The sequence below is a fragment of the Staphylococcus sp. HMSC035D11 genome, assembly GCF_001836075.1.
Lineage (GTDB): Bacteria > Bacillota > Bacilli > Staphylococcales > Staphylococcaceae > Staphylococcus > Staphylococcus hominis.
On sequence record NZ_KV827285.1, the window covers coordinates 116,092 to 122,052 of the forward strand.

Consider the following 5,961-nt stretch of genomic DNA (forward strand, 5'->3'; position numbering starts at 1 on the left):
GATGCTAATTTCGTGGCATGGCGAAAATCCGTTATACTTTCAAGTAATTCAAGTTGCATATAATTACCATAATTAACATAATTATCACCTTTCATAATATAAACGCTATCTTCAATTGTGGATTTTGGCTTATTCACTTCTTTAATTTTACATATATATTTAATACATGAATAGGGACGGGAAAGATAAATCAAAACCATATCTCCAACCGCTGCTGATTTCATATTATTACTTTGTTTCCAATCGATTTCACTTAATTTATTGAATGCACCTATAACATCATAATCTTTAACATTACATGGAATAATCCAATACTTCATCATTTATCACCCGTTATACATTATTTATTGACTTCTATCTTTCTACTTTATAATAATAAAAACCGCATCACTTATGATATGCTTCTGCTTATCGATTAATGATGCGGTTTCCTATAAATACAAAAAGTGAATTTATTACATATTACTTTCTCATTATAAACAAAAAGGCTACTTATTACACTATAGATATAGTAGAAATTAGTAGCCTTAATCATAGTACTTTCTAGTTTATTTTTTTCCAATCTAAAATATTATCTTCTAACTTAAATGCTTTATACCCCTTTTTATTTAACAATTCGACTGCCTCTAAAGAAGTTAAACATAAATTCCCTCTACAATATGCAGCTATTTGTATGTCTTGCGGCAGTTCATTTAGTTTCTCTTGTAAGTCCTCTAATGGTATAGAAACAGCACCTGGGAAATGACCATGTTCATATTCTTCAGTCGATCTCACATCTAATAATAGTATTTCTCCATTATCCACTTTGGTTTTTAATTCTTCAATTCCTAAGGTCTGGAGCGGTTCTTCGTTATAAAATTGTTCTTTTAAATATTTGATACTATCACGTTGATTTTCAGAAATCTGATAAAAGGCGGCTAAGAAATCAATAATATCATTACTCGCTAATTGATAATACACATAATTTTTTTCTTTTGTATATATAACTAAATTAGCATTCAACAAAGTTTGTAAATGTTTTGAAACGTTAGCTACTGACATTTGTGTAATGCGTGCTAATTTTTCTACACTTTTTGGCCCACTTATAAGTAAATCTAAAAGTTCTATTCGCTTAGGACTTGATAAGCATTTACCTATATTTGAAAATTCATTAAATATTGAGTCTTTAAAATTTCTATCTTTTAACATCGATTACCACCACCATTCAATATTAAAATAACAAGTTCAAGTTATCAAAGGCAAATATATTGCGTCAAATCAGATTATGTTCTGATTTTTTTATTGAAACGTAAGAAGGGAATAATTGTTAAAGACAGTAGCCCACCAACAATTGCCAATGTCATATAATTGCTTTGTGCCATAACTATACCAGATAATACTCCGCCTGCTGCACCTGATAATGCAATAAATACATCTATTTGTCCTTGAATTTTAGCGCGTATATCTAAACTTGTAGATTGAACTATAATTGTAGTCCCACTAATAAGATCAAAATTCCATCCCATACCTAGAAGAGATAAGCCAATGGCAATCCATAACACTGAATTTGTTGGAGCAAAAGCACAAACTATCCCCGCTAATAGTAACGTTAAAGCAGATGCAATACTCATAACTTTCGTACCAACTTTATCAACTAATACACCTGTAATTAAAGAAGGAAGATACATAAAACCAATATGTAATCCAATAACAATACCTATAGCGTTTAATGAGTGACCATTATTCTCTATATGAACAGGAGTCATTGTCATAATTGCAAGCATAACAATTTGAGTTAATACCATAATAAAACCGCCAAACACTATACCGTTTTTATCATTGATTGTTTCATCAACCTCTTGTTTGTTATTGCCGAATGACTGAATATGATTTGCGATTATATAAGGATCTGGTCTGAGCATAATAAACAACACTATCCCTGCCATAATATAGGCTATTGCCGCTAATATAAAAGGGCCACTTAAAGATGGTAGATTTAAATTTTGAGCAATACTTCCCATAAAGTTAGATACATTAGGTCCTATAATCGCACCAAATGTAGTCATAACCATTGCAATACTTATTGCCTTCCCTTTTTGATGTGACTTTGCTAAATCTGTTCCAGCGTACCTAGCTTGAAGATTAGTAGCAGTTCCTGAACCGTATATAAGTAAAGCAATGAAGAGTATCCATATGTTACTAAGTAAGGTTGCAATTACAACTCCAATCGCTCCTATACCTCCAAGAACAAATCCAATTGAAAGTCCTATCCGTCGTCCATACTTTTGAGATAATATACCAACCATCATTGCTGCTCCTGCAGAACCCAAAGTAAATAAAGCAGATGGAATACCTGAATAAGCATCTGTACCTAATATATCTTTAGCAATTAAAGCACCTACAGTAATTCCAGCAGCAAGGCCTGCACCACCAAATATTTGAGAAACACTAACAATAGTTAAAACTTTTTTGTAAAATTTAACCAATTCTTTTTCACTGGTCATCAGTTCAATTTCTTTGTCGAACTTTGCATATTCAAGCCTCCTAAAATAAAACTATCTATTAAACTAAACAGTTTAATAGTTGAATTTCTTTTAGTCAATAACAGAAGATAGTTGACATACATATTAGAAAATATTAATATGTGTGTCATATTAGAAAATATTAATATGAGGTGGGTATATTGAATAATATAGATTTAAAAGCACATTTTATTCACGGTCTTTCTAATAAAGTGAGATTAACTATTTTGGAGTTACTCAAATCGAGTGAAATGACCGTTAATGAAATTGTTGAAAAAGCAAAAATAAGTCAATCTAGTATTTCCCAACATTTAGCTTGTCTTAAAGGTTGCGGATTAGTTACTTCTAGACAAGAAGGTAAATATGTTTATTATCAAATTAAAAACAAGCAAATTTTAGAATTGCTCAAACTGATTGATTCAGTAGTTGAGCACACTGAAGATGATATTGAGAGTTGCCAATATCATACTATCTAAGAAAGAAGATGACATATATGAGTAATGATTGCTGTAATAATAAGCAAACATCCAATACTTGTTGTACAAATAATGTAGTAAAGGATAATAATTGCTACAATAACGAAACGCATGTAACAAATTCGAAGAATGACAATTGTTCAAATAATGAAACATATACATGCACAAGTCAGAATTCCACGAATCTTACAAATAACAAATACTCTGAAGAAAATGACAAAGTTGCCACCTCTGTCTCAAATTATAATTTTAAAGTGAATGGCATGGATTGTAGTTCTTGTGCAAGAACAATTGAAAAAGCATTAAGTCCTTTAGATGAAGTGACAAATCCTAAAGTTAATTTTTCTACAGGTAAACTTACTGTAGGATTGAAATCTCAAAATGATATCAACCAAGTAACTCAAACTGTGAGAAAATTAGGCTATGATGTAGAAGAAACTAAGACTAATTCAAAATATATAACTTTCTCAGTAGAAGGTATGGATTGTGGAAGTTGTGCTAAAAGTATTGAAAAACATTTAAACAATTTGTCATATGTTAATGATGCTCAAGTAAGTTTTTCTACAGGAAAAATGCAAGTTGATTTTGAAGGTAATAAAACTAAAAATATTGAAAAAGAAGTTTCTAAAATCGGTTATTCTGCAACATTAAGTCCAACAAAAAAAAGTAGTAATTCCAAATGGAGAGTATTCAGAAAACCTATCATTTCAACATTATTTCTTATCCTTGGTTTAGTTGTAACTCTGACAACATTGCCAGTATTAATTGCAAATTTAATGTATATCATAGCCATTATTGTTAGTGGCATAAAACCATTGAAAAGCGCATATTATGCCATTAAATCTAAAAGCTTAGATATGAATGTGTTGATGTCCGTAGCTGTTATTGGCGCTATATTCATTGGTGAATATTTTGAAGGTGCGATTGTTGTATTGTTATTTACAATTGGAACCTTGCTGCAAACAATTTCAATAGATAAAACACGTAATTCTATACAATCATTAATGGATATTACTTCCACAACAGCAAATGTCATAACAGAAAACGGAACAACTACTAAAGATTTGACAGATATACGAGTTGGTGAAATCTTACTTATCAAACCAGGTGATCGCGTCCCTTTAGATGGAACAATTACCGATGGAAGTTCCAGTTTAAACCAAGCACCTATTACCGGTGAATCGATACCTGTTGATAAAACGATTAACGATGAAGTATATGCAGGCTCTATCAATGAAAATGGTACTTTATACATCCGGGTGTCTAAATTGGTAGAAGATACAACGCTTTCTAAAATCATTCATATGGTTGAAGAAGCACAAGAAAATAAAGCACCGACGCAAGCTTTTATAGATCGATTTTCAGAAATTTATACACCTATCGTCTTTGTATTAGCATTATTAGTCATGGTCATACCACCTCTATTCTCTTTAGGTACGTGGGGCGAATGGTTATATAAAGGGCTTGAATTACTAGTTATCGCATGTCCATGTGCACTTGTCATTTCAACACCGGTAGCTATCGTTACTGCGATTGGAAGTGCAGCAAAAAATGGCGTACTTATCAAGGGTGGTAACCATTTAGAAGGTCTAGGTACTTTATCTGCGTTGGCTTTTGATAAAACAGGTACTTTGACTGAAGGTCGTCCAAAGGTGGATACGATTAAAACTATAGATGCTAATGAAACAACATTGCTAAATATTGCTATGAGTTTGGAATCCTACTCAACCCACCCTATTAGCAACGCTATCGTAGATTACGCAATGCAATTAAATGTTAAAAAAGCTTATGTAACTGATTTTGAAAATATCGTTGGTCAAGGCATCAAAGGTAAAATAAATGAAAGTTACGTTTATGCTGGTAACGTAAAATTAATTGAGTCTATTAACAAAAAAATTAACAACTATAAAGAAGAAATAAACAAATATGAGCAAGAAGGTTTTACCGTCATCATTATTGCATCTTCTAGCATGATTCATGGCTTGATTACTATTGCAGACCCATTACGTTCAAATATCAAGCAAATAATACAACAATTAAATGGTACTCACATTAAAAACACTATAATGCTAACAGGAGATAATAAAGGTACTGCCCAAAAAATCGCACAACTTTCAGGTATTAAAGAAGTTTATGCTGAATTAATGCCTGGTGACAAATTAGCTGCAATAAAAGATTTGCAAAATAAAGGATATCGTGTCGCTATGATTGGAGACGGCATAAATGATGCCCCTGCTTTAGCACAAAGTGACGTAGGTATTGCAATGGGAGGTATTGGTTCAGATACAGCAATGGAAACAGCTGATGTCGTACTTATGTCAGATGATATAAATCAATTAACACGTACGATTTCTATAAGTAAAAAAGCTAAAAATATCATTAAGCAAAACATATATTTTTCTATCATCATAAAATTGATTGCATTCATTCTTGTATTTCCTGGGCTATTAACACTTTGGTTGGCAGTATTAAGTGATACAGGCGCTGCGATACTTGTCATACTTAATTCATTACGCTTATTAAGAAATAGGAATAACAATTAAATAAAAAGAAGAACTAGGGCACAAAACCTAGTTCTTCTTTTTTTAATTAGTATGCCATCACAAAACATAACTAAATTGAATTGATTTGTTAAAAATCAACAGCGATTAATTGTCTATAGATCTATTTAAATATTAATATCATCACCAAAACTCTCTTATTTCATTATATCTTTTCAAATTGCATAAAGTTACACACTAACCAATCTTAGCTTTATTTATTATAAGGCTCTGCGTATCGGTTAATGATGCGGTTTATTTTTATTTTTTTATATCCAAATGATTTTTTAACAGATGACTCTCATAGTCTCTTCTAAACACTCCACGTTCTTGAAGAATTGGTATCACTAAATGAATAAATTTTTCAAATGATTCTGGATACGTCGGCGCCATCAACATAAAACCATCGCATGCTTCTTTTTCAAACCATTCAATCATTTCATC

At 31.5% G+C, this 5,961-nt stretch carries 4 protein-coding genes and 2 pseudogenes; 2 read left to right on the top strand and 4 right to left on the bottom strand.

Annotated features, from left to right (window positions below; genetic code table 11):
* The 3 genes and pseudogenes from HMPREF2647_RS10475 to HMPREF2647_RS10485 all read right to left on the bottom strand — a co-directional run.
* Positions 1 to 320: pseudogene (locus tag HMPREF2647_RS10475) on the bottom strand (HNH endonuclease); the annotation flags it as partial.
* Positions 321 to 543: 223 nt separating this feature from the next.
* Positions 544 to 1,188 carry an ArsR/SmtB family transcription factor gene (locus HMPREF2647_RS10480; protein ID WP_002487838.1) on the bottom strand — a complete coding sequence of 215 codons (645 nt, stop codon included), beginning with the start codon at positions 1,186 to 1,188 and terminating at the stop codon, positions 544 to 546.
* A 74-nt stretch (positions 1,189 to 1,262) separates the two neighbouring features.
* Positions 1,263 to 2,483 carry an MFS transporter gene (locus HMPREF2647_RS10485; RefSeq protein ID WP_049436970.1) on the bottom strand — a complete coding sequence of 407 codons (1,221 nt, stop codon included), beginning with the start codon at positions 2,481 to 2,483 and terminating at the stop codon, positions 1,263 to 1,265.
* 179 nt (positions 2,484 to 2,662) lie between these two features.
* On the opposite strand from HMPREF2647_RS10485, the gene HMPREF2647_RS10490 reads away from it, so the two are divergent.
* Positions 2,663 to 2,977, top strand: coding sequence for an ArsR/SmtB family transcription factor (locus tag HMPREF2647_RS10490; RefSeq protein ID WP_002487824.1), 315 nt, complete (start codon positions 2,663 to 2,665; stop codon positions 2,975 to 2,977).
* Positions 2,978 to 2,994: 17 nt separating this feature from the next.
* Complete coding sequence (locus HMPREF2647_RS10495; protein WP_070519162.1) at positions 2,995 to 5,520, top strand: heavy metal translocating P-type ATPase; 2,526 nt, start codon at positions 2,995 to 2,997, stop codon at positions 5,518 to 5,520.
* Positions 5,521 to 5,778: 258 nt separating this feature from the next.
* Here HMPREF2647_RS10495 and HMPREF2647_RS11085 read toward each other — a convergent pair.
* A pseudogene (locus tag HMPREF2647_RS11085) lies at positions 5,779 to 5,961 on the bottom strand (LLM class flavin-dependent oxidoreductase); the annotation flags it as partial.

Excerpts from the sequence above, each read along its gene's own strand:
- HMPREF2647_RS10480 (WP_002487838.1), bottom strand. The coding sequence starts at position 1,188 with ATGTTAAAAGATAGAAATTTTAAAGACTCAATATTTAATGAATTTTCA.
- HMPREF2647_RS10485 (WP_049436970.1), bottom strand. The coding sequence starts at position 2,483 with ATGACCAGTGAAAAAGAATTGGTTAAATTTTACAAAAAAGTTTTAACT.
- HMPREF2647_RS10495 (WP_070519162.1), top strand. The coding sequence starts at position 2,995 with ATGAGTAATGATTGCTGTAATAATAAGCAAACATCCAATACTTGTTGT.